This window comes from Nonomuraea sp. NPDC049637 (genome assembly GCF_040675235.1).
Classification (GTDB): Bacteria; Actinomycetota; Actinomycetes; order Streptosporangiales; family Streptosporangiaceae; genus Nonomuraea.
Genome location: NZ_JBFAOM010000020.1, coordinates 62,889 through 88,807, shown reverse-complemented (window position 1 = coordinate 88,807; position 25,919 = coordinate 62,889). Strand labels below are relative to the sequence as shown.

Annotated in this window: 24 protein-coding genes, 1 tRNA gene and 1 pseudogene; 9 read left to right on the top strand and 17 right to left on the bottom strand. The window is 71.6% G+C overall.

What is annotated here, in order from left to right; all coding sequences use genetic code 11:
• Positions 1-2: 2 nt before the first annotated feature.
• Positions 3-959, bottom strand: a complete 957-nt coding sequence (locus AB0J71_RS26555) for an NAD(P)H-quinone oxidoreductase (RefSeq protein ID WP_352318234.1) — start codon at positions 957-959, stop codon at positions 3-5.
• A 114-nt stretch (positions 960-1,073) separates the two neighbouring features.
• On the opposite strand from AB0J71_RS26555, the gene AB0J71_RS26550 reads away from it, so the two are divergent.
• Complete coding sequence (locus AB0J71_RS26550) at positions 1,074-3,260, top strand: AAA family ATPase (protein WP_364416533.1); 2,187 nt, start codon at positions 1,074-1,076, stop codon at positions 3,258-3,260.
• A gap of 1 nt (position 3,261) precedes the next feature.
• Here AB0J71_RS26550 and AB0J71_RS26545 read toward each other — a convergent pair.
• A tRNA-Ser gene (locus AB0J71_RS26545) sits at positions 3,262-3,348 on the bottom strand.
• Positions 3,349-3,384: 36 nt separating this feature from the next.
• Between AB0J71_RS26545 and AB0J71_RS26540 the strand changes: the two genes are divergently transcribed.
• A complete protein-coding gene (locus tag AB0J71_RS26540; protein ID WP_364416531.1) occupies positions 3,385-3,720 on the top strand; it encodes an STAS domain-containing protein in 336 nt (111 codons plus the stop codon).
• Positions 3,721-3,733: 13 nt separating this feature from the next.
• On the opposite strand, the gene AB0J71_RS26535 is transcribed toward AB0J71_RS26540, so the two are convergent.
• Genes AB0J71_RS26535 through AB0J71_RS26510 form a run of 6 tightly spaced genes read right to left on the bottom strand, consistent with a single transcriptional unit; the run spans position 3,734 to position 8,305 of the window.
• Positions 3,734-4,579, bottom strand: a complete 846-nt coding sequence (locus tag AB0J71_RS26535) for an NUDIX domain-containing protein (RefSeq protein ID WP_352318228.1) — start codon at positions 4,577-4,579, stop codon at positions 3,734-3,736.
• 11 nt (positions 4,580-4,590) lie between these two features.
• Positions 4,591-5,328 carry a M15 family metallopeptidase gene (locus AB0J71_RS26530; protein WP_364416529.1) on the bottom strand — a complete coding sequence of 246 codons (738 nt, stop codon included), beginning with the start codon at positions 5,326-5,328 and terminating at the stop codon, positions 4,591-4,593.
• A gap of 29 nt (positions 5,329-5,357) precedes the next feature.
• Complete coding sequence (locus AB0J71_RS26525; protein ID WP_352318224.1) at positions 5,358-5,843, bottom strand: universal stress protein; 486 nt, start codon at positions 5,841-5,843, stop codon at positions 5,358-5,360.
• Positions 5,844-5,856: 13 nt separating this feature from the next.
• On the bottom strand, positions 5,857-6,093 hold the full coding sequence (locus tag AB0J71_RS26520) for a hypothetical protein (RefSeq protein WP_352318223.1): 237 nt from the start codon (positions 6,091-6,093) through the stop codon (positions 5,857-5,859).
• Positions 6,090-6,509, bottom strand: a complete 420-nt coding sequence (locus AB0J71_RS26515) for a hypothetical protein (protein WP_352318221.1) — start codon at positions 6,507-6,509, stop codon at positions 6,090-6,092. The genes AB0J71_RS26520 and AB0J71_RS26515 overlap by 4 nt, the downstream gene beginning before the upstream one ends.
• Positions 6,506-8,305, bottom strand: coding sequence for an MDR family MFS transporter (locus AB0J71_RS26510; RefSeq protein WP_352318220.1), 1,800 nt, complete (start codon positions 8,303-8,305; stop codon positions 6,506-6,508). Before AB0J71_RS26510 ends, AB0J71_RS26515 begins: the two co-directional genes overlap by 4 nt.
• A gap of 99 nt (positions 8,306-8,404) precedes the next feature.
• On the opposite strand from AB0J71_RS26510, the gene AB0J71_RS26505 reads away from it, so the two are divergent.
• The 3 genes from AB0J71_RS26505 (at position 8,405) to AB0J71_RS26495 (ending at position 11,556) form a co-directional block, all read left to right on the top strand.
• Positions 8,405-8,965 (top strand): TetR family transcriptional regulator, encoded by a 561-nt coding sequence (locus tag AB0J71_RS26505; protein ID WP_364416527.1) that lies wholly within the window; start codon positions 8,405-8,407, stop codon positions 8,963-8,965.
• Positions 8,966-9,109: 144 nt separating this feature from the next.
• Entirely contained in the window at positions 9,110-10,456 is a 1,347-nt protein-coding gene (locus AB0J71_RS26500) for a glycoside hydrolase family 6 protein (RefSeq protein ID WP_364416525.1), read from the top strand.
• Positions 10,457-10,560: 104 nt separating this feature from the next.
• Positions 10,561-11,556, top strand: a complete 996-nt coding sequence (locus tag AB0J71_RS26495; RefSeq protein ID WP_352318215.1) for an LLM class flavin-dependent oxidoreductase — start codon at positions 10,561-10,563, stop codon at positions 11,554-11,556.
• Here AB0J71_RS26495 and AB0J71_RS26490 read toward each other — a convergent pair.
• The 3 genes from AB0J71_RS26490 to AB0J71_RS26480 all read right to left on the bottom strand — a co-directional run bounded on the left by AB0J71_RS26490 (position 11,553) and on the right by AB0J71_RS26480 (position 13,347).
• On the bottom strand, positions 11,553-12,011 hold the full coding sequence (locus AB0J71_RS26490; RefSeq protein WP_364416522.1) for a hypothetical protein: 459 nt from the start codon (positions 12,009-12,011) through the stop codon (positions 11,553-11,555). The genes AB0J71_RS26495 and AB0J71_RS26490 overlap by 4 nt on opposite strands.
• Complete coding sequence (locus AB0J71_RS26485; RefSeq protein WP_352318300.1) at positions 11,995-12,702, bottom strand: PAS domain S-box protein; 708 nt, start codon at positions 12,700-12,702, stop codon at positions 11,995-11,997. The genes AB0J71_RS26490 and AB0J71_RS26485 overlap by 17 nt, the downstream gene beginning before the upstream one ends.
• Before the next feature lie 225 nt (positions 12,703-12,927).
• The gene (locus AB0J71_RS26480; protein WP_352318212.1) at positions 12,928-13,347 is read right to left on the bottom strand and encodes a hypothetical protein; all 420 of its coding nucleotides are present in this window, start codon (positions 13,345-13,347) and stop codon (positions 12,928-12,930) included.
• A gap of 74 nt (positions 13,348-13,421) precedes the next feature.
• Here AB0J71_RS26480 and AB0J71_RS26475 point away from each other — a divergent pair, with 74 nt between their 5' ends.
• Positions 13,422-14,447 (top strand): ATP-binding cassette domain-containing protein, encoded by a 1,026-nt coding sequence (locus AB0J71_RS26475; protein ID WP_352318210.1) that lies wholly within the window; start codon positions 13,422-13,424, stop codon positions 14,445-14,447.
• Positions 14,444-15,280: an ABC transporter permease gene (locus AB0J71_RS26470; protein WP_364416520.1), complete on the top strand. Its 837-nt coding sequence runs from the start codon at positions 14,444-14,446 to the stop codon at positions 15,278-15,280. Before AB0J71_RS26475 ends, AB0J71_RS26470 begins: the two co-directional genes overlap by 4 nt.
• Positions 15,281-16,960: 1,680 nt before the next feature.
• Here AB0J71_RS26470 and AB0J71_RS26465 read toward each other — a convergent pair.
• Positions 16,961-18,199, bottom strand: a pseudogene (locus AB0J71_RS26465) (BTAD domain-containing putative transcriptional regulator); the annotation flags it as partial.
• 359 nt (positions 18,200-18,558) lie between these two features.
• Here AB0J71_RS26465 and AB0J71_RS26460 point away from each other — a divergent pair.
• Positions 18,559-20,157: an FAD-dependent monooxygenase gene (locus AB0J71_RS26460; protein ID WP_364416518.1), complete on the top strand. Its 1,599-nt coding sequence runs from the start codon at positions 18,559-18,561 to the stop codon at positions 20,155-20,157.
• 81 nt (positions 20,158-20,238) lie between these two features.
• Here the strand turns inward: AB0J71_RS26460 and AB0J71_RS26455 are convergent, their stop codons facing one another.
• The 3 genes from AB0J71_RS26455 to AB0J71_RS26445 all read right to left on the bottom strand — a co-directional run bounded on the left by AB0J71_RS26455 (position 20,239) and on the right by AB0J71_RS26445 (position 22,788).
• A complete protein-coding gene (locus AB0J71_RS26455) occupies positions 20,239-21,273 on the bottom strand; it encodes a CU044_5270 family protein (RefSeq protein ID WP_364416516.1) in 1,035 nt (344 codons plus the stop codon).
• The gene (locus AB0J71_RS26450; protein ID WP_352318202.1) at positions 21,270-21,842 is read right to left on the bottom strand and encodes an RNA polymerase sigma factor; all 573 of its coding nucleotides are present in this window, start codon (positions 21,840-21,842) and stop codon (positions 21,270-21,272) included. The genes AB0J71_RS26455 and AB0J71_RS26450 overlap by 4 nt, the downstream gene beginning before the upstream one ends.
• 235 nt (positions 21,843-22,077) lie before the next feature.
• On the bottom strand, positions 22,078-22,788 hold the full coding sequence (locus AB0J71_RS26445; protein ID WP_364416514.1) for a hypothetical protein: 711 nt from the start codon (positions 22,786-22,788) through the stop codon (positions 22,078-22,080).
• A gap of 70 nt (positions 22,789-22,858) precedes the next feature.
• Here AB0J71_RS26445 and AB0J71_RS26440 point away from each other — a divergent pair, with 70 nt between their 5' ends.
• The gene (locus AB0J71_RS26440) at positions 22,859-23,692 is read left to right on the top strand and encodes a TetR/AcrR family transcriptional regulator (RefSeq protein ID WP_364416512.1); all 834 of its coding nucleotides are present in this window, start codon (positions 22,859-22,861) and stop codon (positions 23,690-23,692) included.
• A 499-nt stretch (positions 23,693-24,191) separates the two neighbouring features.
• Here AB0J71_RS26440 and AB0J71_RS26435 read toward each other — a convergent pair whose 3' ends face one another.
• Positions 24,192-24,977, bottom strand: a complete 786-nt coding sequence (locus tag AB0J71_RS26435) for a hypothetical protein (RefSeq protein ID WP_364416510.1) — start codon at positions 24,975-24,977, stop codon at positions 24,192-24,194.
• 424 nt (positions 24,978-25,401) lie between these two features.
• Positions 25,402-25,806 (bottom strand): hypothetical protein, encoded by a 405-nt coding sequence (locus AB0J71_RS26430; RefSeq protein ID WP_352318194.1) that lies wholly within the window; start codon positions 25,804-25,806, stop codon positions 25,402-25,404.
• Between the last annotated feature and the right edge of the window lie 113 nt (positions 25,807-25,919).

Below are 25,919 nucleotides of genomic sequence, written 5' to 3'. Positions count from 1 at the left end.
ACTCACCGTACTAGCAGGATCTTGCCGACGTGCTCTCCCGAATCCAACATTCGGTGTGCATCGGCCGCCTCCGCCATGGGCACCCGCGCGTGCACCACCGGACGCACGGCACCCGCCTCCACCAGGGGCCAGACGTTGTCCACGACGCTCCGGACAATGACGCCCTTCTCATCCACCGGACGGGCGCGCAACGTGGTGCCGTGGACGGAGGCCCGCTTGGTCAGCAGCGCGCCCAGGTCGAGCTCGGCCCTTCCGCCGCCCTGCAGGCCGATGATCACCAGCCGGCCGCCGGTGCGCAGCGCCCGCACGTTGGCCGCCAGGTATTCGGCGCCCATGATGTCGAGGATGACGTCGGCCTCCACCCGGTCGGCGAAGTCCTCCTCGCGGTAGTTGACGACCTCGTCCGCGCCCAGCTTCCTGACCTGCTCGGCCTTCGCCGCGGACCCGACCGTGGCCGCCACCCGTGAGCCGAGCGCCTTGGCGAGCTGCACCGCGAACGTGCCGATGCCGCTGGCCCCGCCGTGCACCAGCAGCGTCTCGCCGCGCCGCAGCCGGCCGACCATGAACACGTTCGACCACACCGTGCACGCCACCTCGGGCAGCCCCGCCGCCTCCGCCAGCGGCACGCCCCGCGGCGCCGGCATGACCTGCTGCCAGGGCACCGCCACGCGCTCGGCGTAACCGCCGCCGGCCAGCAGCGCGCACACCTCGTCGCCGGCCTTGAACTGCTCGACGTCCGCCCCCACCGCGGCCACCACGCCCGACACCTCCAGCCCGGGGTACAGGGGCGCGCCGGGCGGCGGGTCGTAGAAGCCCCTCCGCTGGTGGACGTCGGCGCGGTTCACCGCCGAGGCCACCACGTCGATGAGCACGTCGCCGCGTCCGACGGGCGGATCGGGCACCTCGTGCCATTCCAGGACCTCTGGTCCGCCCGGCTCCGTGATCTCAATGGCTCGCATGCGATCCACGGTAGCCGGGCAAAGAAGTTGTGGGTTGCCGGGCTGCGCGGGAACGCGTGGCGTTAACCTGCAAAGTATTTGCTGCCCCTTTAGACCCACCCGAGGGGGAACACGGTGGCAAGACACGATCGAGAAGAATCTCTCGAGGAACAGCTGGCCTGGCTGGACGCGATCAAGGAGACGGAGGAGACGCCCGTCTCCGTCGGAGCCTCGTCCGCGTCGGCGGACGAGCCCGTCGCTTCGCCGTACCCCAAGGACCCGTGGCTGCTCGTGCCCACGCCGCACGACACGCCGACGCCGCCGCTGTTCCGCGCCGCCGTCGACTCCGTTTACGGCCACGCGGCGGCCGAGGATCTGCCCGAGGCCGAGAGCGAGGCCGGGGAGTGGCTGGACCGGGCCGCCACGCAGGAGAGCGGCAGGGGGCAGGAGAGCGGCGGTGCGCAGGAGAGCGAGCCGGCCGCGCCGCCGGTGAGCCTCGGCCGGTCGGAGGATCCCTTCCTGGCGCCGCTCAGGCCGTTGCCGCGTCCTGACGACACCGACAGCTACTCCTTGACGTTCACGCCGCCCGAGCGGGCGGGAAGCGGGGAGAAGAGCGCCGAGAAGAGCGCCGAGAAGAGCAGCGGGAAGAGCACTGAGCAGGGCCCGGAGCCGAGCCGGGAGCAGGACCGGGAGCAGGACCGGGAGCAGGGCGAGGAGCCGGTCCGGGAGCAGGGGCGGCGGCAGGGCGAGGAGCCGGCGGGCGAGAGCGAGGAGCCGGGCTGGCCGTCGCTCGGCGACTGGTCGCGGCCCGCCGAGCAGTCGAACGAGACGCAGCCGATGATCACCGAGCTCCCCGAGGCGTTCGACGTGCCGTCCCGCACCGAGCCTCCCAGGGCCTTCGACGTGCCGTCCCGCACCGAGCCTCCCAAGGCCTTCGACGTGCCGGCCCGCACCGAGTCGGCCAGGGCGTTCGACGTGCCCGCCCGTACCGAGCCCCCCGGGACGCTTGACGAGCCTGCCCCGGTCGAGCCGCCGCGCGGGTTCGAGGAGCCCGGCCGCGCAGAGGACCCCGTACGCAGGGAGTCCGTACGCGCGGAGCCCGTACGGACGGAGGCGGTCGAGGAGGCGCCGGCCGACGAGCGGCCCCGGTGGGACGAGCGGCCGCAGTGGTCCGACGCCTCCTTCCGCGAGGGCCGCCCGCAGCGGCCCGACCTCGCGCACGGCGACCCCGCACCCCAGGAGACCGCGCGGGACGAGCGCCCGCAGTGGAGCGACCGCCAGGAATGGCGGCCGGCCGAGCGGGAGATCCCGCCGCCGCACGAGCGCCGGCGGCGTCCGGCGCCCATCCCGGTGTTCACCGCGCCGCAGCGCCCGCCGCTCACCGGCAGGCCGACCGCCGACAGCCTAGACCCGGAGTCGCTGCTGCGCGGCAGGCGCAACGCGCCCTCGAAGGGCTGGCGGCGTCTGGTGTACAAGGCGTCCGGCGGCTGGATCAAGCCGGGCGAGGCGCCGGAGGTGCGCCGCCGCCGCGAGCTGGTGACCAGGGCGCGCACCCCCGTGACCACCGGCCACCACCGGGTGGCGGTGCTGAGCCTGAAGGGCGGCGTGGGCAAGACCACGACCACGGTCGGGCTCGGCGCGACGCTCGCGCAGATGCGCGGCGACCGCGTCATCGCCGTGGACGCCAACCCCGACCGGGGCACGCTGTCCGACAAGCTGGTGCTGGAGACCTCGGCCACCGTGCGGGACCTGCTCAACGAGCGCGACCAGGTCAAGCGGTACGTCGACATCAGGGCGTTCACCTCGCAGGCGCCCTCGCGGCTGGAGGTGCTGGCCTCCGACCGCGACCCGTCGGTGTCGGAGGCGTTCAGCGGCGCCGACTACCAGGCCGTCTCCCAGGTGCTGGAGAACTTCTACTCCATCTGCATCACCGACTGCGGCACCGGCCTGCTGCACTCCGCCATGGGCGGCGTGCTCGGGCTCGCCGACCAGATCGTGCTGGTCAGCAGCCCTTCCGTGGACGGCGCCAGGGCCGCCTCGGCCACCCTCGACTGGCTGGAGGCCCACCACTACGCCGACCTGGTGAAGAACGCGACCGTGGTGCTGTGCAGCGTCCGGCCGCGGTCGAAGTCGGCGGTGGACATCAGAAAGCTGGAGGCCCATTTCGCGGCCAGGTGCCGCGCGGTGATCAGGGTGCCGTACGACCCGCACCTGGAGGAGGGCGCGGAGATCGACCTCGACCGGCTCCAGGAGGCGACCAGGGAGGCCTACCTGCAGCTCGCCGCCAGCGTGGGCGACGGGTTCGCGGGTGTGCGCGAGTGAGCGGAGGGTGTGGGATTCGAACCCACGAGGCCATCGCTGACCTGGCCGCTTTCAAGGCGGCTGCACTCGTCCACTATGCGAACCCTCCTGTGCGGACACCACGATAGCGGCTGTGGTGGCAGGGGTGTACGTTCAGGAGGTGGCGGATCTGGGCGTCGAGGTTGAGCGCGGTCTTGGCGACACGACGGTGCGCCTTGCCGGAGACCTCGACAAGATCACGGCGCCCCTGCTGAAGCGGCGGCTGGCCGAGCTGTCCGCCGAAGGGCTCGTCGCCCTCGCGATCGACGCCCGCCACCTCGACTTCTGCGACTCCAGCGGCCTGTGGACGCTGGTGGAGCACCAGCGCGCGGTCGCCGGGCGCGGCGGCTCGTTACGCCTGTTGGGCGTGCACGGCGTGCTGCGACGGGTGCTCGAGGTGACCGGGCTGACGGCCGTCTTCGACGAGGTGGTTCCTGTTTGAGGGCGCCGCCCGTTCAGCGGCTCAGTTGTGACAGGAGCCAGCGGGGGCCCTCGGTCTCGGCGCCCAGTTCGGCGACCCGTTCCCGGAGCCCGCGGTCGGCCGTGACGACGAGCACCCGCTCCCACGGCTTGGCCTGGGCCACGACGGCGACGATCGCGTCGTCGCCGCTGCCCGTGGCCGCGACGACCTGCAGCCCGGGGATCTCGGGGGTGCTCCTGGCCGCGCCCTCCACGACCGCGACCACCCGCGGGAACCACTGCGACAACACCGGGTGGAACAGCCTGAGCTCCGCCACGTCGGTGAGCAGCCGGGTGGCCGCGCCCAGCCGGTCGTTCCACCAGCCGCGCTCGGCCCGCGCGCCGATGATGTTGGCGACGTCGAGCACGATCGTCTCGGGACGGATGGCGGCCTGGACGCGGTCCCAGGTCGCGGCGAAGCCGGGATGCAGCTTGCGGCCGGCCACCTCGGGCAGCGGCAGCCAGCGCAGGTCGGTGCTCTCGCTGTTGGCGGGCCTGGCCGGCACCAGCTCGGCGGACTCGGCGATCACCGTCTCGAAGGTCCAGCCGCCGTGGTCGTCGAGGTAGACGCCCTGGACGCGGAACCCGTCGCCGCCGAGGGCGGCTTCCTCGTGGGCCTCGCGCAGCGCGCTGGTGACGGCGTCCTCGTGGCTGTCGCGGGCGCCGCCGAGCAGCCCCCAGGTGCCGCCGTGGTGGCTCCACAGGGAGCGCTCCTGCATGAGCACGTGGGGCACGCCGAGCGGGTCATGGTGGACGAGCAGCAGGCCCGACGCTCCGTGGATGCCCCAATGTCTGTGTCCGAGCCCGCATTCGGCCCAGCCGTCGCCGTCCTTAGCCGCCATGAGGGATTGTCTCAGCCTCCGCCCTTACTGAAATGTTGCAGGTCCTTGGCGCCCGCCCAGTAGCCGCCCCACTCCCAGCCGACGTCGGCGAAGGCCCTTACGACCTTGTCTCCAGGGTTTACCACACCTTTACCCTTCATTGGGCGCTTGGTGTACCTCTTGGCATTTTGGTGCGCTGTGCCACCGCTTGCGGTGACATATGGGTTCTCGCGCGGATTGATGTCAATCGCTTGGCCGTACGCGTGGTTCGACCAATTGCTGGACCCGGTCGCGCGACGGCAGTTGAATGCCGAGGTGTTGTCGGCCTCGATGGAGGCGAAGTCGTCGCCTTTGTAGACGTCGACGAGCTTCATCTGCCGGATCGGCCAGCGCCAGTCGTACAGCTTGCGGAAGACGGTCTCGATGTCGTCGGTGACCGTCTTGCGGACGACCAGCTCGCCGGTGTGCGGCTTGTCGTCGAAACCCCAGAACGACATGGTGACCAGCCGCAGGTCCTGGTAGGACACCGGGCAACCCGGCCGCCACGAGTACGGCAGCCGCTCGCGCGACACCTTCGTGACCTTCGAGGTGAACGGCGGCGGAGCCGTCGGGCTCGGCTCGCTCGTGGGCGAGGTCGTGGGCGACGCCGTCCCGGCCGCGGGCGCGGAGGGCGTGGGCGTGGGCGTGGCGCCGGAGGAGGCGACGGGCTCCTGCCCTGCGCACGAAACGGACGTGAGCACCACGAACGCGATGGCGGCGGTACGTTTCATCTGGCCACCATATGCGACGTCGTGCCAGGTCAGGGGACTATCAGCACGGTACGGCGAGCCCGTTTCGCCAGGCCGACGGCCACCGAGCCGCCCAGGGCGTGCCAGGAGGAGCGCGACCTGCCGACCACGATGGCGTCGGCCCGGTAGGAGCCGGCCAGCGCCTCCAGCTCGCGGGCGGTGTCCCCGCGGACGCTGACGAACTGCCAGGGCACGCCCGCGCCCCTCAGCTCGTCCCGGAGGTCGTCGGTGAGGTCGGCCGCGCTGTCGGGGATGACCGGGGAGCCGGCGAAGAACCACAACGTGGTGCTGTTGATCGGCTCCACGAAGGCGACGAGCAGCGCGGCGGCGTCCCGCCGGGCCAGCCCGGCCGCGTACGCGAGTGCGTTGCGGCTGGGGTCCGACCCGTCGAAGCCGACGACCAGCAGCCCGGCGCCGTCCTTGCCGATCTCGAACTGCCCCGCCGGGAGCCGGCCTTCCAGTGGCTCCCGGCCGGGGTCTGTGTTACCGCCGAACACGGCACGACTCGCGTCAGACGTCCGCGTGCTTGCCGCGGCGGGCCAGCTCGCGCAGTGAGTCGGCGGCGTAGATCACCAGGGCGGCGAACGAGACCGCGGCGAGCCCGCCGCCGACCCACAGGTCGTTGACGGTCGCGTCCGTGTACCCGGCGCCCCGGGGCTGATAGCCGACCGCGAACGGCGCGGCGACCAGCCACAGCCCGGTCAGGAACAGCAGCACGAGGGCGGAAATGCCCAGCTTGGCCTTCATCGGGACTCCTCCAGACCCACCAGGGTGGTCCTGCCGTTCTGACGGTGCTCACCGCCGCGGCTCGGGTTGTGCATGTCCTCGCGCAGCGCCTCCACCAGCGGGGCGAGCAGGCTCGCCAGCTCGGCCGAGGACGCCTGCGGGGCGGCGGGCACGGGCTCGGGCTCCGGCTCCACGCGCTGCTTGACGGTCACCAGCCCGCGGATCACGAGCTCTTCGTAGATGGCCAGGACGAAGCCGACGACGCCCACGAGACCGAAGACGGTCACGCCCAGGCCCGAGAAGAACTCGGTCGTGGTGGGGTCGGTCCAGTCGGCGTTCTCGGGCTGCGTGCCGAGGGCGAAGGGGGCGATCATCAGCCACAGGCCGGCCATGACCGCCAGGGCCGCCGCTACGGCGCCCACGAACTTGCGAATCATTGTGAGACTCCTCCGGATACGAGGTCTTGCTGCGCCGGCGTGGCCTGCGCGATGAGGGCGCGCGAGGTGGGCCGAAGCACGTTCTGTGCGACTGCCCAGGCGCGTTCGCGCTCGGGGCGGCCGTCGGGCGGCGCCATCCTGGCGACCGCGGAGAGCAGCGCGGACGGCTGGCCGTTCGACCGCTCGACGCGCTGGGCGATGAGCTCCAGGAGCAGGCCGGCCAGGACGAGGTCGTCCTTGCCGAGTGGCTTGGGGCCGGCCGGCATCGTGGTGCCGCGCAGCGGCAGCTCCTTCAGGAACAGCGCCGCGACGAACCCGAGCAGGGCGATCGGCACGCCGACCATGAACACCGTCTCCAGGGCCCGGGTGAAGGACTCCAGGATGATGCCCTTGATCGGCTCGGGCAGGTGCTGGATGGCGGCCGGGCTGCCCAGCTTCTGCCCGGTGCTGGGCAGGTGGAGACGGGCCTGGGCCACGAGGTCGGCGAACTCGCTCGCCTGCCGGTTGGTCAGGATCGCGCCGAAGCCCGCGACGCCCATCGCGCCGCCGAGCGAGCGGAAGAACGAGACGCCGGCCGTGGTCGAGGCCATGTCACGCAGCTCGGAGCCGTTCTGGGCGGCCAGGATGAGCATCTGCATGGACAGGCCGAGGCCGATGCCGAGGACGCCCACGTCGAAGCCGATGAGCCATTCGCTGGAGTCGACGTGCAGCCGGGAGAGCAGGAACAGGCCGACGGCCACGATCACCAGACCGGCGACCGGGAAGATCTTCCACTTGCCGGTGTTCGTGACGATCTTGCCGGAGATCACGCCCGCCAGGAACAGCGCCACCACCATGGGCAGCGTCATCAGGCCCGAGTTCGTCGGGCTCAGGCCCTTGACGATCTGCAGGTACTGCGGCAGGTAGATCATCGCGCCGAACATGGCCATGCCGACGAACAGCGAGGCCGCGCTGGTGAGCACGAACGTGCGGTTCCTGAACAGCCGCGGAGGCAGGATCGGGTTGCGGGCCGTACGCTCGGCCAGCACCGCCAGAGCCAGCATGAGCAGGGCGAACGCGGCCAGGAAGTAGGTCCAGAACGAGTTCCACTCGAACTCGTTGCCGCCCAGCGTCAGCAGCAGCATCAGCGAGGCCGCACTGGCCGTGATGGTGGTCGCGCCCCAGATGTCGATCGAGGTGTTCCGCCTGACCTTGGGCAGCCGCAGCACCTTCTGCACCACCGCGAACGCGACGATGGCGAACGGCACCACGACGTAGAAGCACCAGCGCCAGCCGAGCCAGTCGGTGTCCACGATGAACCCGCCGAGCAGCGGCCCGGCGACGGTGGAGATCCCGAAGACGGCCCCCATGTAGCCGGAGTACCGGCCGCGCTCGCGCGGCGAGACGATGTCTCCCAGGATCACCTGCGCAAGTGCCGACAAACCACCCACGCCCAGGCCCTGCACGGCACGCGCCGCGATGAGCTGTCCCATGTTCTGGGACAGACCGGCCACCAGTGAAGCCGCCACGAACAGACCGAGAGCGGTCTGGAAGAGCAGTTTCCGTCCGAACAGGTCGGACAGCTTGCCCCACAACGGTGTCGAGACCGTCATCGTCAGCATGGTGGCGCTGGCCACCCATGAGTACTGGTCCTGACCGCCGAGTTCCCCCACGATCGTCGGCAACGCGGTGCCCACCACGGAAGTGGAGATCATCGACGTCAGCATGGCGAGCATGAGCCCGGACATGACTTCGAGGATCTCGCGGTGGGTGTACTGCCTTCGGGCGGGGGGCGCGGCCTGTGCCTGGGCTACCAAGACACCACATCCCCTTCGTACGCACTTATCCAATGTTGAGTATACGCATGTTTACTAGCCGCGCGGCAAGTGACTTTATTCCTGAGTAGAGTTCGGGACATGGACGCCCCGACGACGGACGCCCGGCCCCGCGGCCGCGAGGCCACCCGGCAGCGCATCCTTGACGCGGCCCGCGTGCTGTTCGGCGAGCACGGATACGAGCAGGTCACCGTCCGCATGATCGCCGCGGCAGCGGAGGCCAACATCGCCCTGGTCGGCCGCTATTTCGGCTCCAAGGCCGGGCTCTTCGGCGCGGTGCTCGAAGGCGAGCCCACGTTCGTCGCCCTGCTGGCCGGCGACCACGCGAGCCTGCCGCGGCGCCTGGCCGAATACGCGGCCGAGCGCATGCACCACGACCCCGAGAGCCCGGTGCTGCGCACCCTTGAACGTTCGGCCGGTCATCCGGAGATCCAGGACGTCGTGCGCGAGCGCCTGCGCACGTCCATCCTCGATCCGCTGGCCGCGCAGCTCGACGGGCCCGACGTCCAGGCGCGGGCCAGGATGGCGACGGCGGTCTTCCTGGGCATCGGCGCGATGCGCCGCCGGCTGGGGCCTGAGCAGCCCACGGCGGCCGACGTCGACCGGTTGACCGCGGTGTTCGAGGCGTGCCTGGCGGAGTGAAACTTTCATCGCCCTGACCGGCCGTGGCCTGGGGAAAGCCGGTGCGCACCGGTCGGACGGCTTTCTGCGGCCGGGCGGGCTCCCTACGATCCGGAGAGAGCCGTGGGAGCGCTCCCACTCCCACTCTACGGACGGAGTAACCTCATGTCTCGCAGAAGACCCGTGCTCGCGGCGCTCCTCGCCGCCACCGCCGTGGCCGCGGCGGGGGCAGTCGTCCTCGCCTCGTCCACCGCCCAGGCCGCCGACTCCGCTTTCTACGTCGATCCCCAGACGAACGCCGCCAAATGGGTCGCCGCCAACCCGGGCGACAGCCGCACGCCGGTGATCAGGGACCGGATCGCCGCCGTGCCCCAGGGCCGGTGGTTCGCCAGCTACAACCCCGCGACCGTGCGCAGCCAGGTGGACTCCTACGTGGGGGCCGCCGCTGCGGCGGGCAAGATCCCGATCGTCGTCGTGTACGACATGCCCAACCGCGACTGCGGCGGTGCGAGCGCGGGCGGCGCGCCCGACCACGCGTCCTACCGGGCGTGGATCGACCAGATCGCGGCCGGTCTGGGCGGGCGGGCGGCGACCGTCGTCCTCGAACCGGACGCGCTCGCCATCATGACGAACTGCATGAACGCCGCGCAGCAGGCCGAGGTGAAGGCGTCCATGGCGTACGCGGGCAAGAAATTCAAGGCGACGTCGTCGCAGGTCAAGGTGTACTTCGACATCGGTCACGACGCCTGGTTGCCGGCGTCGGAGGCCGCGTCCAGGCTCAACGGCGCCGACGTCGGGGGCAGCGCCGACGGCATCGCGCTCAACACCTCCAACTACCGCGCGACGCCGGGACTGGTGTCGTACGCCAAGAGCGTCATCGCGGCGACCGGCGTGTCCAGGTTGAAGGCGGTCATCGACACCAGCCGCAACGGCAACGGCCCGGCGGGCAGCGAGTGGTGCGACCCCGCCGGCCGGGCCACGGGCCTGTGGAGCACCACGAACACGGGTGACGCCGCGATCGACGCCTACCTGTGGGTCAAGCCGCCGGGCGAGGCCGACGGCTGCATCGCGGGGGCCGGGCAGTTCGTGCCGCAGCGGGCGTACGACCTGGCCATGGCCGCGCCCTCACCCACGGCGAGCCCGACCGTGACCCCGACCGTGACCCCCACAGTGACCCCGACGGTCACCCCCACCGTGACCCCGACCAGCGGCCCGGCCGGCTGCTCGGCCGCCTACAAGGTGACCAGCCAGTGGCAGGGCGGCTTCCAGGGCGAGGTCACCGTGAAGAACACCGGCACGGCGCCGACCGCCGGCTGGAAGGTCCAATGGACGTTCCCCGGCGGCCAGACGATCAGCCAGCTCTGGAACGGCACCCTGTCCGGCAACGCCACCGTGACGAACCTGAGCTGGAACGGCGCCCTGGCCGCCGGCGCGACCACCACGTTCGGCTTCCTCGCCAACGGCGACGCCGCGACCAGCACCCCGCCCGCCCTCACCTGCACCGCGTCCTGACGCCTCCCGGGCGCCCCCGCGCGGGGGCGCCCGGGAAATAAGCGGAGAGCCATTACGGTTGCACTGCCCGATGGCCACCGTCCAGGCGAAAGGGCTCGTTCCCCATGACTGTTCCACTCTCCATCCTTGATCTGGCGCACATCGGCGACGGAGAGACGGCGAGCGAGAGTCTGGCCGCCAGCGTGGGCCTGGCCCAGCGGGCCGAAGAACTGGGATACCACCGCATCTGGTACGCCGAGCACCACAACATGCCGAGCATCGCCTCCTCGGCCACCAGCGTGCTCATCGCCCACGTAGCCGCTCACACCAGGACGATCCGCCTCGGAGCGGGCGGCATCATGCTGCCCAACCACTCCCCGCTGACCATCGCCGAACAGTTCGGCACCCTGGAGACCCTCCACCCCGGCCGCATCGACCTCGGCCTCGGCCGCGCCCCCGGCAGCGACCAGCCGACCATGCGCGCCCTGAGGCGCACCCCCGGCGCCGCCGACACCTTCCCCCAGGACGTCCTCGAACTGCAGGGATTCCTCACCGGCGAGTCGCGCATCCCCGGTGTGGACGCCACGCCTGGCAAGGGCACCAACGTGCCGCTGTACATCCTCGGCTCGTCGTTGTTCGGCGCCCAGCTCGCCGCCGCGCTCGGGCTGCCGTACGCGTTCGCCTCGCACTTCGCGCCCGACGCGCTGGAGGAGGCCGTGGCGCTCTACCGGCGGGAGTTCAAGCCGTCCGAGCAGCTCGCCGAGCCGTACGTGATCGCCGGGGTGAACGTGATCGCCGCCGACACACGCGAGGAGGCGCAGGAGCAGCTGCTGACGGCCAAGCGGTACCGGGTGAGCCGGTTCCTCGGACGCGGGCGCACGTTCACGCCGGAGGAGGCCGACATGGTGCTCGAATCGCCGGCCGGGCAGCAGATCCTGCGGATGATGCAGTACTCGGCCGTCGGCACGCCCGCCGAGGTGGAGGACTATCTCACCCGCTTCGCCGCGCACGCGCAGGCCGACGAGCTGATCGTCGTCTCCTCGGCGCCCGACAGGAAGGCGTGGCTGCGCTCGGTCGAGCTGCTGGCCGCCGCCCACGGCCTGGCCCGCGACGCCTCCTAGTCGGCCGAGCGCTGCGGCAGGAGCAGGTGCGGCCCGGTCAGGTCGGACGGCGGCGCCGGTGACAAGCCCGCGTCCACCAGCTGGGAGCGCAACGCGAGAACCGTGCGTTCCAGCGCCCGGATCTGGGCCTGCAACCGGCGGATCTGGTCGCGCATCACCACCGAGCTGCTCTGCTCGTTGACCAGCTCGGCGCCGAGCTGGCTGGCCTGGCCCTGCATCCGGGTCATCTGCTTCTCCATCTGCGCCAGGGCGTCCTCGTAGATCGTCTTGGCGCGGATGAAGGCTTCGGCGTCGACCTTCGAGCGTTCGACCTCGGCCTGGTGCTCGACCTGGAGCAACGCGCTCTGCTGGGACTTCTTGCTGGCGTCCGTCGCCGACCGGAAGGCGAGGTAGGCCACGCCGAGCGGCACGATGCCGACGCCGAGCTGGACCAGGACGTCACTCAGAGCGGACATGGCGGCCCCCCAATGGACGGATCACCCCTGTGTAGGTGACGCCTTCGTCGCTGTGCCAGGCGTTGACCGTCAGCGCGATCGGGAACTCGCCGCCGTCGCGGTGGAGGCCGACCAGCGGGATGATCCGGCCGGCCAGGTCGGAGTGGCCGTCGCAGAGCACCCGGGCCAGCCCGTCGGTGTGCCGGTCGCGGAAGCGCGGCGGCATCAGGATCGTCAGCGACCTGCCGACCGCCTCGTCGGTGTCCCAGCCGAACAGCGCCTCGGCCTGCGGGTTCCACGACTGGATCGTGCCCGAGGCGTCGGCCACGATGACGGCCGTCGAGGACGCCGCGCGGCCGCCCGGCAGGCGGCCCAGCACGACCGCCTCGGGCCAGGTGGCGATCAGCGCGATCCAGCCGCCGAAGGCCAGCCAGACCGCCCCGCCGACCCAGCCGCGCGGGTTGTCGCCGGTGAAGGTCGAGATCAGATAGATCAGCCCGTACGTGAGGAGCAGCGCGGTCGCGGCGGCGAAGGCCACCCGGTCGGACCGCATGAACGCCTGCGCCAGGCACAGCATGCCGAGCGCGCACCAGACCGCCGCCCAGGCGGGCAGCGGCGCGATGACGGCCAGCGACGCGTAGCCGGGCGTGCCGCGCTGGTTGCCCGGCACGAACGCCAGCGAGGCGGCGATGGCCAGGCTCAGCAGGCCCACGAACGCCAAGGAGGCGCCCCGCCTCCCGACGCGGCGGAGGACGCGGGTGAGGGTACGGCGAAGCGGGGGCGTACCGACAACGTGTCCATTACTCACAGTCGTCAGATTAATGCAGTTAGTTATCGTCCGATGAGATTACCGTGCTGGTATGCCCGGCGTGGCGACCGTCCGGGAAACATCGTGACCGGCCGCATGCCCTTCCCGGACCCGCTTCGGCTCCGAGCGCTAGTTCGTTCCGCATGTGGTCAGGAGGCGGGCGAGGGTTTGGGCGGGGAGCTCGCCGTCGGTGTGCAGGACGGTTGTGGCCAGGGTGCGGTTGCCCGGGGCGCGGACCCACTCCGCGAGGAAGTCGTGGCCGTCGGCGCTGATCCAGTCGGTGTTCTTCGCGGCGAGGCTGCGCGCCCGCAGGACTTCGACGGAGCGGCCCTCGTCGGCGCAGGGCAGCACCAGCACCACGTGCTCGACCGCGGCGAGGGCGGCCCGGACGCGCACGAACAGCTCCGGCCGCGTGTAGTGGCTGTAGCCGGCGCCGATCGCGTCGAGGTCGACGAAGCTCCGGCCCGTCGCCGCGGCCATGCCCGCGCCCAAGGTGCTCTTGCCCGCTGCGGCGGGGCCGATGAGGATCATCCATGGCGCTGCACGCATCCGTACATTCTCCTCGGTAACCGGTGAAACCTTGTCGAGGGCGCCATGAAACCGGCGTCCCCGACACTGGAGACATGAGCATCACAGAACTCGGGCACGCCGGGGTCGGCCCGCCCCCCAGAGCGGCCGCCGAGGCGGCCGTACACGCCGAAGGGCTGGTGAAGACGTTCGGCGCACACCGGGCCGTGGACGGGATCGACCTCGACGTACGCACCGGCGAGATCTTCGGCGTCCTCGGCCCCAACGGCGCGGGCAAGACCACCACCCTCCGGATGCTGGCCACCCTCCTGAAGATCGACGCAGGCCGGGCCGAGATCTTCGGGGTGGACGTGGCCGCCAACCCGCACGTGATCCGCCAGCTCGTCGGCGTCACGGGCCAGTACGCCTCGGTCGACGAGAACCTGACCGCCCGCGAGAACCTCTGGCTGTTCAGCCGCCTCCAGGGCATCGCCAAGCCGCGCGCCCGGCGCATCGCCACCGAGCTGCTGGGCCAGTTCGGCCTGGAGGACGCGGCCGACAAGCCGATCTCGCAGTTCTCCGGCGGCATGCGCAGGCGTCTGGACCTGGCGGTGAGCCTGATCACCAGACCCCCGCTGATCTTCCTGGACGAGCCCACCACCGGCCTCGACCCCCGCACCCGCGGCCAGATGTGGGACGCCATCCGCGACCTGGTCTCCGACGGCTGCACCGTGCTGCTGACCACCCAGTACCTGGACGAGGCCGACCAGCTCGCCGACCGCATCGCCGTCATCGACCACGGCCGCAAGGTCGCCGAGGGCACGCCCGACCAGCTGAAGAGCGCGGTCGGCAACTCGACCCTGCAGTTGCTGCTCGCCGACCCGGGCGAGGTGCCCGCCGCCGTGGAGGTCGTGCGGCGCGTGCTCGGCTCCGACCCGGTGCTCAGCCCGGAGCAGGGCCGCCTCAACGTCGCGCTCGACCAGGCGGACCTGGCCGCCGAGGTGCTGATCGCCCTGCGCACCGCCGGGGTGTCGATCGCGTCGGTGAGCGTGGCCAAGCCCAGCCTGGACGAGGTGTTCCTCGTCCTGACCGGCCACGGCACGGACGACGACGCCGCGACCGGCACGGAGGAGAACCGATGAGCACCATGATCGCCCCCACCCGCGAGACGGTACGCGCCGCCGACCGCGTGGAGGCCGCCCGGCGGCGCGTGACCCTGGCGGAGACCGTCGGCCAGACCCTGTCGATGGCCTGGCGGGCGTTGAAGAAGATGCGCCGCAACCCGGAGCAGTTCTTCGACGTGGCGCTGCAACCCCTGCTGTTCACCGCGATGTTCGCCTACATCTTCGGCGGCGCCATCGCCGGCGACGTGCAGAACTACCTCCCGCTGATGATCCCCGGCATCCTCGCCCAGACGGTGCTGACGACGTGCATGGCGACGGGCACGCAGCTGCGGGAGGACATGGAGAAGGGCGTCTTCGACCGGTTCAAGTCGTTGCCGATCGCCCGGATCGCCCCGCTGGCCGGCCCGATGGTGGCCGACCTGCTGCGTTACACGATCGCGGCCACGCTGACCTTCGGCATGGGCGTGCTGATGGGCTACCGGCCGGGCGGCGGCGTGGGCGGCGTGCTGGCCGCCATCCTGCTCGCGATCTTCACGGGCTGGTCGCTGGCGTGGATCTTCACCTGGGTCGGCACGATCGCCCGCAGCGCCCAGGCCGTGCAGGGCATCTCGATGATGATCCTGTTCCCGCTGACGTTCCTGTCCAACGCGTTCGTCCCCGTGGAGACGCTGCCGGGGTGGCTGGCCACGTTCGTCCGGGTCAATCCGGTCTCACACCTGGTCACGGCCACCCGGGACCTCGCCAACAACGCCCTCGTCAGCGGCGAGGTGGCCTGGACCCTGCTGGCGTGCGCGGTCGTCATGGCGATCTTCGCGCCCCTGTCGGTGCGCAGCTACAAGCGGCACATGTGAGCGCCGCCGGTCACGGCCGAAGACCTGCTCGACGTGCCGCCGGGCCTCGTCGAGCAGGTCAGGGCCGCGCCGGTCGCCGTACCCGGCCCGGACGGCCGCGAGCAGGCCCGGCGCGGCCCGTTCCGCGTGCGGCTCGATCCGCTCGAAGTGCATGCTCGGCATCGTGCTGTTGTAGGCGAACCGTTCGGCCAGCACCAGCAGCCTGATCGCGTCGCGCGCCTCCATGGCCTGCCGCAGCAGCCCCCACGTCCCGAGCGCGAACAACATCGAGCCGCACACCGGGAAGTCGAGGACCGGGTTCGTCACGATCAGCAGGTCGTAGCCCTGCGCGGCGGCGAACAGCTCCGCGCCGTACCGGGCCTCCCGCGGCCCCGCGTGGTGCGCGTACGCCGTCAGCGCGATCGACTCCGCGACGACCGACCAGGACGTGGCCCCCTCGAACGGCACCCCCGGCGGACGCAGGTCGCGCGCCCGCTCGACCGCCCTGCGGTAGTGCAGCAGCGCCGCGGCCGTCTCCCCGCGGGCGAGGGCGATCTCGGCCGCGCACAGAGAGTCGATCGCCGCGCCGCCGAGCACGGTGTCGCCCTCGCTGATCCCGTTGATGCCGGCCAGCTCGGCCTCGGCGGCGTCGAGATCGCCGTCGGCCAGCGCCGAGATCAGCAGGACCGAGCGGAGCTGGGCCTCGTCGTCGGCGGCGCCGAGTCGGCGCACCACCGGCAGCGCGGTCCGCGCATGGCCGACCGCCCGATCGCGGTCGCCGAGCTGCATGAACAGCTGGGCCAGCACGGCATGCGCGACCGCGCCGATCCACGGGCCCTCACTGTCGCGGAGCAGCGACAGGGCCTGCTCGGCGGCCTCGATCGCCTGGTGCACCTCCCCGACGTTCTCCAGGACGTGGATGCTCGCCTGCGCCGCGGCCAGCGCCACGTCGCGGTCGGGGCTCCGGCGCAGCTCCAGGAGCTTGCGGTGGGCGTCGTCCCGGTCCCAGGCGAGCGCCACCGTGGTCATGGCCCCCAGGCGGGGGTCGATCTCGCCGGTCTCCGGCAGCTCCTGCAGGAGCAGGCGCAGGGGATCGTGGGCGCGGTCGGTCACGGCGATGGTGTTCATCAGCGTGATCAGCAGGGCGGCCCTGGTCACCTCGACGAGCGGCGGTGGCGGCACCCAGCCCTTGAGCGCCTGGCCGATCGCCTCCCGGTGGACGAAGATCCGGGTGTGGTCGCCGCGGATCGACCACAGTGAGCCCACGCCGGCCAGCAACTGGACCGTCGCGGCCGGGTCGGGCTCCCTGAGCGCCTGCCGGAGCAGGTCGGCGAGGTTGCCCTCCTCGGCGCGCAGCGCGTCGACCGACTCGTACTGCCCCGGGCCGAACAGCGTGTAGGCGTGTGCGAGGGCGTACGCCGTCGCCCACTCCCGCTGCGCCGCGCGGGCCGCCGCCTCCTCGCCGGCCTCCTTCAGCCGCAGCCGCCCGAACTCCCTGACGGTCTCCAGCATCCGGTAGCGCAGGCCGTACGCCGTCTCGCGGACGCCGAGGATGGACTGCTCGGTGAGCGCGTCCACGACGGCCAGGGCGTCCGGGCCCAGTACGTGTTCGGCGGCGGTCAGCGTGAACCCGTCGCCGAACAGCGACAACCAGCGCCAGGCCCGCCGTTCGGGCTCGTCCAGCAGGTTCCACGACCAGTCGATCACCGCGAGCAGCGTCTGGTGGCGGTCGGGGGCCGTCCGGTTGCCGCCGCGCAGCAGGGCGAACCGGTCCGCCAGCCGCCGCGCGATCTCCTCGACCGACATCACCCGCACCTTGGCCGCGGCCAGCTCGATCGCCAGCGGCAGCCCGTCGAGGCGGGCGACGACCTCCCCGACCGCCTCCCCGCCGATCCGCACCCCCGGGCGGGCGGCCGTGGCACGCTGCCGGAACAGCTCCGCAGCGTCCTCGGCGAGCAGCTCGCCGAGCAGGTAGACACGTTCGGCGGGGATCGACAGCGGGGCCCGCGAGGTGGTCAGCACCCGCAGGTCGCGGGTCGTCACGGTGAGGAACGCCACCAGGTCGGCGACGGCCTCGATCACGTGCTCGCAGTTGTCCAGGATGAGCAGCGCCGGAGCCTGGTCGAGATGCTGGGCGATGCGGGCGCGCACGTCGGCGCGCTGCCCGGCGGTCAGGATCCGGCGCCCGCTGACCGAGTCGCGGACCCCGAGCGCCGAGCCCACCTCGCCCACCACGCCCTCCGGCGAGGAGACGCCGACCAGCTCGATGAAGTGCACGACGGGCTGCGCGGCGTTCCGGCCCGCCACGTGGGCCAGCCGCGTCTTGCCCAGGCCGCCGGGGCCCACGACGGAGACCACCCGGTTGGTCTGCAACAGGGCGTGCACGGCGCGGATGTCGTCCTCGCGGCCGAGCAGCGAGGAGCCGTCGAACTGGAGGCCGGCGCGCACCGGCCGGTCGGCGGCGAGGAGTTCGGCGTACACGCGGGCCAGCTCCGGGCCGGGTTCGGTGCCGAGCCGGGCGATCAGGCCCGAGCGGTGGCGTTCGTAGCGCTCCAGTGCGGCGGCGGCGCCGCGGACGGCGGCCTCGCTGCGCAGCAGGCAGGCCAGCAGCTCCTCGTCCTGCGGCCGTTCGGCCGCGGCCTCCTCCAACAGCGGCAGCGCGGCCTCGTGCGCGCCGCCGCGGCCGGCCGCGATCGCCGCCACCCGTCGCGCCTCGGCCGCCTGGCGCGCGGCGAGGGCGCGCAGGTCGGCCAGCGCGCCCATGGCGCCGTCGGGGCCGCCCGCCACGACCAGGTCCAGGGCCTCCTCGGCACGCCGGCGCGCCAGCGCCGCGTCGTCCTGGCCCAGCGCGGCCCGCGCCTGCTCCACCAGCGTCCCGAGCAGCAGGACGTCGACCTGGCCGGCGGGCAGCCCGAGCCGGTAACCACGCGGGACGCGCACCACGACGTCGGGGCCAGTCGCGGCCCTGGTCCGGGAGACGACCACCTGCAGCGCCTTGGTCGGGTTGGCCGGCGCGCCGTCGGGCCACAACTCCTCGACCAGCCGCTCGTCGCCGACGCCCGCGCGCCCGTGCAGGGCGAGCACGGCCAGCAGGGTGTGCGCGCGGTCGCCCACGACGCGCGCGCCGTGCCAGCGGACGCCGTCGAGGAGGACCAGTGCGGGAGACACATCCTCAGCTTACGGACGATTCACCGGCCCGCGCCGCTTCCCGCGCCCGCGCCGCTTCCCGCGCCCGCGCCGCTTCCCGCGCCCGCGCCGCCGCAACGACCCGGCCGGGCAGGCCCTGCTTACGATGAGACGTGGATCGGCTGCGGAGCGTCCCCATGGCGGGCGGCGAGGTGGAGGTGCTGATCGTCGGCGGCGGGCCGGTCGGGCTCACCGCACGGGCGCTGCTGGAACGCTGGGGCGTGCGGGTTCTGCTGGTCGAACGGCACCGCGAGCCGTCGCCCTTCCCGCGGGCCCGGCTGGTCAACGTGCGTTCGATGGAGATCTTCCGCGGGCTCGGGCTCGCCGCCGAAATCACCGCCCGCGCGTTCGCCCCCGAGTACGGCCGCATCCGCTTCCGCGACACCCTGCGCGGCCAAGACTTCGCCACGGCGGCGATGACCGGCATCGACGCGCCGGTGCCCGAGAGCCCCGTGACCGGCGTGGTCACCTCGCAGGACCGGCTGGAACCCGTCCTGCTCGCCGGGGCGAGGTCGCCGGCCTGTTTCGGCGTCGAGCTCGCCGGCCTGACCGAGGAGGCGGACGGCGTCGTGGCCGCCCTGATCGGCGCCTCTCCGGATGGCGAGCGCACCCGGCTCCGCGCCCGTCACGTCCTGGCCGCCGACGGCGCCAACTCCACCATCCGGCGCCTGCTGGGCATCGGCGTCACCGGCCCCGGGAGCATGGGCGGCTTCACCACCGTCGTGTTCGACGCCGACCTGCGCCGCTGGTGCGCCGACCAGCCCGCCGGGGTCTACTTCACCGCGCACGGCCTGTTCGCGCCGCTGTATCCCGAAGGGGGCTGGGCCTGGTTCGTCCCCACCCCGGCCGACGGCCCGCGCGCCGACTGGCCCGCCCTCCTCGACCGCGCCCTCGGCGGCGGCGTGCCGGCCGACGTCGTACGGATCCAGCACTGGGAGACGGACGCGTTCGTCGCCGAGCGTTTCCGTCACGGCCGGATCCTGCTGGCCGGCGACGCCGCGCACGCGATGCCCATCGTCGGCGGGCTGGGCATGAACACCGGTATCGCCGACGTGCACAACCTGTGCTGGAAACTGGCGGGCGTCCCGCGGGGGTGGGCCGGTCCCGGCCTGCTGGAGACGTACGAGGAGGAGCGGCGGCCCGTCGCCTGCCGGACACTGCGTCAGGCGGTGGCCGACACCGGGCTCATGCTCGACGTGCAGAACCGGCGCCGCGCCCAGCTCCAGCCCGGCCGGGCCGCGCCGGAGCACGTCGAGCTGCCCTGGTCGGAGCGGTACTTCGCGCAGCTCGGCCTGGTGCTGGGCGTCACGTACCGCTCCGGGGCCGTCCTCGCGGGCGAAGGACCCGCGCCGGAGCCGCTGGGCGCGGACTACGTGCCCAGCGCGGAACCGGGTCGCCGGATGCCGCACCTCTGGCTCGCCCGCGACCGCTCGACCCTGGACACGTTCGGCGAGTGGTTCACCGTGCTCACCCCGGACCCCGCAGCCTGGGCACGGCAGGCGACGCCATGGCCGGTGCGCGTCGAGTCCCTTCCCGCGGAACACGCGGCGTTCTGCGGGATCACCGCGCGGGGAGCGCTGCTGGTCCGTCCCGACGGGCACGTCGCCGCCCGCTGGCCCGGCCCGCCCCTGGCCGCCTCCACCCTCCTCGACGCCCTCGCCACGTTGACCGGCAAGGACGCCGGGACCGTCCGTCGCGCGTCGCCCGCGTGACGAGCGGCGCCGGGCCGTGCCGTCATCCGAGCACCGCGCCCACCGGTGCGGGTAGCCACACCCCCGCCGCTCTCCTCGGGGCTAGTTGCCGGTGCACCACTGTCCGCTCTTGAACCTCTCCTCGACCTCGACCTCGACCTCGGGCGCGGAGTCCGCGACCGAGATGTCGAGTTGCGCCGTGGCGGCCACCAGGGTGCCGGTCGGCGGCTTGGCCGCCTTGGCGTCGACCACCACCTGACGGTCGCCGAGCAGCGCGTAGGTGTCCCTGTCGAAGATCAGCTCCCAGCGCAGCCCGTCCGGGCTCGTGAAGCCCACGCCGATGCCCTCGCGGCCCGCGGCGTCCTGCACCCCCTCGTCGAGGGTGATGCCGGGGAACGTGCTCAGGGCCTGGTACAACGCGCTGCGCTGCGCGGCCGGCAGGTACGTCTGCCACAGCAGCTCACGTGCGGCGAGGAAGGCGAGGAACGGCGTCAGCTTCTCCGCCTTGGGCTTCCACCTGGCGCTGAGGTGGGCGCGCATGCCGTCCGGCTCGGTCGGCAGGTTCTTGATCGTCGGGTAGTCGCCCTTGGAGTCCTTGCAGTAGACGATGGGCTGGAGCTTGGTTCCCATGTCCTTGTAGGCGGACTTCGGGATCGGTTCGCCGGCATAGGCCAGGGGCTCGATGGGCGTCTGCTTGCGCACGCCGTCGGCGTACTGCCCTGGCCGCCGCTCGCCCGCTCGCAGCCAGATGGTGTCCTTGTAGCGCCGGTAGTAGTGGTCCTTGGACTCCTCGTAGGGCATCAGGGAGTAGTCCATCGTCTGCAGGGTCTTCACCACGATGTACTGGTCGTCGCGCGGCTCGATCTCGTCGACCGCGGCCCTCGCCGCGCGGTTGAGCACATCGGCGGCCGACAGCAGCTTCATCTCGTGAGACGGGTTCGAGGCGGACGGGACCTGCACCGCGACCAGGCCGACGGCCAGCGCCAGCCCTCCGGTGAGGGCGAAGGTGTACGGCCTGCGCCAGGACCACCGGGGCCGGCCGGCCCTGAGCAGCCGATCCCTGGCCATGGCCTTGGTGCCGGGGTCGTAGGGCGCCACTTCCGGCCGTACCTCGTTGATCAGGTCGAACTCGTTCATCGGGGGTCCTCCAGGACGTTGCGAATCTTGGCCCGGATCCGGGACAGACGGGAACGGACGGTGCCCACCGGGATGTCGAACGCCTGAGCCGCCTGCTCGTAGGACAGTTCGGCCCAGGTGACCAGGAAGAGCAGCTCGCGTTCGGCCGAAGAGAGCCTGGCCAGCGCGTCGGCCAGGCGAGGACCGAGCCGCTGGGCGTCGATCCGGTCGATGCTGCGCTGCTCGAAGGGGTGGTCGTCGTCACCCGGCATCCTGGCCAGGGCTCGCAGCCTGCGCACCTCGGTACGGCGGTGCTTGGCGATCAGGTTGGCGGCGATGCCGTACAACCAGGGGGCGGCGTCCGGTCTGGACAGGTCGTAGCGGGACCGTTTTCGGAACGCCGCGAGGAACGTCTCCGCGGTCACGTCGTCGGCCGCGGAGGAGTTCTCCTGGCCGAGGCGTCTGGTGGCATATCGGTGGATCTCATCCGCGTACCTGTCGAAGAGGCCCGCGAACCGATCGGGGTCGGCCAGCGACTCCTCGATGAGGGCGGCGTCCGTGACGGCCGCCACCGGGGTGAGTCCTCTCATGGGGGGAAGTCCTTCCACAGGGCGCGTTCGCACCCTTCACCACTGACTCACCCGCACCGGCCCTTCGGTTCCATCGTTCCCCGTGCGAGTTCGGCGCGTGCGAGTTCACCCGGGCGAGTTCGGGGGGATGCGACCCGCTTCCGCAGGATCCGGCCTGCTTCAGCGGGATGCGACCCGCTTCAGTGGGACGCGACCGCCGAACTCGCCACGCGTACGTGCCTGTGCGTCGCCGTCGTCAGACCAACCTCGGCGCCGGCATGACCCTCTTCCTCAGCGCCGCGACGCCGACGGCCGCCACCCAGATGGCGGCGATGCCGTTGAACATCGCGACCGCGCCCCAGCCGTTCGAGGCGTAGAACTCCGAGGAGTTGAAGCCGAAGAACATCGACGGCACCCCGGCCAGGTGCAGCGCGGCGATGCCGAACGACGACCAGCCGACCCACCGGGAGAGGGCGCCGGTGCGCAGCACCGCGTACCCGAAGGCGACACCGAAGACGACCAGCATCAGGTGGCTCATGGAGCCGTAGAGCAGGTAGGTGGGCACGGTACGGGTCGGGTCGATCTCCTCGACGGCCTTGATGGCGCTGCTGCCTTCGATCCCCTTGGCGACCATGTCGATGATCGTCCACGCCACGCCGGCGGTGCCGGCGACCGCCCCGAACCACTCGTAGCGGGCGTCAGCCCGCGTGATGAGTGACCGGACGCCGCTCATGAACACCAAGAACAGCGTCAGCGCGCAGAAGTTGAAGAGCGTACGGGTGAGGATCAGCCAGTCCGGCATGAGAGCGCCGGTCTCGACACCGCAGGCCGGAGGGTCACACGCCGGCACGACGAAGTAGAGGGGGAGCTCGGCCATCGCGAAGACGGCGCCGAGGATCCCGGCCACGCCGATCCAGCGGCGGGCCGTGGGCGGGAGCTGAATCTGTGTAATTAATGAAGTGTTCATGGCATGCACAGTAGCAACAACTGTGTAAGCCGTCTACTATTTCCTTCAGATCTTCGAGAGGATGCCGGCCATGACCCCACGCAAGAGCTCCGGACGCGACCTCACGCGAGACCGCGAGCCCGCGCCGGATCCCGGCCCCGCCGACGACGCCGACCTCGATGCGCTGCCGCCGGGCCTGGCCGCGGCCTGGGGCGTCGTCGACACCGGTGGGCGGCGCGGCCCCAAGCCGGCGCACAGCGTCGAGAAGATCATCGCGGTGGCGACGGAACTGGCCGACGAGGAGGGCATCGCCGCCGCCTCCCTGCCGAAGGTGGCCGCCCGGATCGGCGTGACCGCCAACGCGCTGTATCGCTACGTCAGCTCCAAGGACGAGCTCATCGTGCTCCTGGCCGATCGCGCCTGGGGCGACCCGCCCGAGTTGCCCGACGGCGATTGGCGAGAGGCGGCCGCGCTGTGGTCACGTCGGCTGTTCGAGCGTTTCCTCTCCCGTCCATGGCTGCTGGACGTCCCGACCACCGTCTCCCTGACCCCGCACAACGCGGCCTGGCTGGACGCCCTGATCACCGCGCTCGGGCCGACCGGCATGGAGGCGCAGCTGATGCTGAACTGCGCGTACCTCCTCGACAGCCACGCCCGGTACGGTGCCAACCTGCGACGCAACACTCCGACACCGGCCGCGTTGCGCCGCGCCAACCCCGACCAGCAACGCGCGGTCCGCGCGGTCCGCGTGTTCCTGGACGGCCAGCTCCGCTCCCGCAACCTGAACGCCGTCGCGGACGCGATCCAGGACCCCATGTTCCTCGCCGACGAACCTCCGCTCGACGGCTTCGAATTCGGCCTCGCCAGAATCCTCGACGGCATCGAGGCGTACGTCGCCGCGGCAGCAGGAACGCCGCAGCAGTAGGAACACCGCAACAGTGGGAACGCCGCACATTCCCGTCGGCGATTGCGCCTTTGCTGGCAGGGTCTCGGGCGGGCTGCACGCAGCTCCAGCCCGAACTCGCCACGGAACGCCGGCACATCCTCCGTGGCGAGGCTGACCCGCTCGCGCCGGACGAGGCGTCGTCGCGGGCCCGCGTCCAGGTGATCAAGGGCGCTTTTGCCGGAAACAGCACATAGCGCCGGGCCCCGTCATACCCCGAAGGGCGCGCCCACCACGACGGCCGACTGCGGCACCATCACGTACCAACAGCGTCAGGACTTCGGTCGGCATGAATCCACGAACAAATGGAACGCAGGATGCTGCGATCAGTCTGTCCCCGTGGTCGCCGCCGCCATTGAGGGCCCGCTGAGCCTGGCCGCCACCGGCCTCTACGCCTGGCGGCTGTACGGGGCGGGCGCAGACCGGGTCACACTGGCCAGCCACTCGACTGACACAGACTCCGCATGTGCCGTTCGACCACTCAGGCTGACGCCAGGTCCTCGAACCCCACCTTCAGCCAAGTAGTGCCCACGACGACGTGCAGCTCGCTGCCTCGCCCCAGCACGGCCGCCGTCCTGGGAACCGGCCGTCCGTCGGGCATCACCAGCCGGGTGGGACGATCCACCGACAAGCCTTCTCCCTTGATGCTCCCGGTGACCACCCGGCGCCGATGTTCTCCATATCCGCCGACAAGCGCCACCCGGTCGCCGGCGACAACGAGCGCATGGGCGCCCCTCACCTGCGTGGACCAGCCGGCAACCGCGCCGGCTCGTACCCGCACAAGGGGAAAGTCGATGTAGTAGTAGGCCCACGCTTCATTTCCCGACACGTTCAGCGCGTAGCAGTCGGAGATGGCGCCGAACTCACCGTCGTACGGATATCGCCACGCGGGAGCCAGGTCAGCCCCGAAGCGGATCAGCCTGGGGGAGCCGATGGGGGTAGGACTGCCTTTCTCTCCCCATCCGGAGCTGCCGAACACGCCTTCGTCGTAATAGCTCACCCATATGTCGCCGGAAAGCGTCGTCTGCACGTCGGCGATTCCGTCTCCCAGGACGCCCTTTCGCAGGAGTTTTCCGTCGGCATCGTAGACGGCAGCGTTGGACTCGGCCGCTCCGTCCCGCCACCGGCACCGCGCCCCCACCAACAGCACGGCCCCGTCCGGCAGCGGCTGGACGTGGTTGTGCACCTGTGAGCGCCGGGCGATGGGAACCGACCTCGTCAGATGGGGACGGTACGTGGCGACCTGTAATGCGGCGGGCGCTGCCATACGCGAATGAGGAAATGATGCCCCACCGGGGGCCGTAGTCTGTGCGGTTGGCGCATCGGAGTTCTCCTGCGAGGCCCACACAACGACGAGTTCCCCCTCGGGCCCTGCCGCCGTACTCACCATCTCCGCGCCCCTGGATGGCGAAGCCAAGTCCGCGTGACGGCGCAGCCTCACAACATCTGTCTTTCGCTTTCTCCCGCCCCGGCCTGGCATGTGAGACACCTTATTGAACGCACGGCGGAATCGCGCCTGAAATAAATCCCGGCCGGCGCTCGCACCGACCACAAACGAACGAACCTCGCTCCGGAGGCCCCACTTTCGGGACCGATCTCCATATCGCAAGCGACCGGCCCGACCACGTGGCATCGAACGACGGCGGGATCAGCAGCCGACCCCGCACGCCGGCGATGCCTTCGAACAGGCTTCAGCGACGGGCTTTGCGCAGCCCGGTGATCTGCAGCTCGGCGAACAGCCCCACGACCACGGCCTGCGCGACGGCCCAGACGGCCCCGAGCGTGCTGAACCCGACGGCGCTGGTCACGACGGCCGCCACGCTGCCAAGGGTCCAGACGATGTTCAACGCGATGACAGCCCTGACGGCGTTCTGGCTGATCGCGGGACGCGCGGCCACCAGGCCGACGGCGGCGCCGTACACGAGCAGGAAGACCCCGATCTCGCGCAGCAGCCCCGCACCGGGCCCGAGCAGGTCACTCGCGGGGCCGGCCAGCGCCAGGTACGCCAGCCCATTGACGCCGGTGACGACGGCGTCCGCAACAAGAGCGAAGCGCAGGAACTTGGTCCGGTCAGCGGTGATGGTGAGGGCGGTCATCTCGGCTCCTTCAAGTGCTCGTTTCGACACCTGAACAATGGCAGCAGGCACGTAAGTACCGCGATTACGCGTCAGGTAATGAGAATGGCGACCAGTGGCCGCGAGTCTTTCGC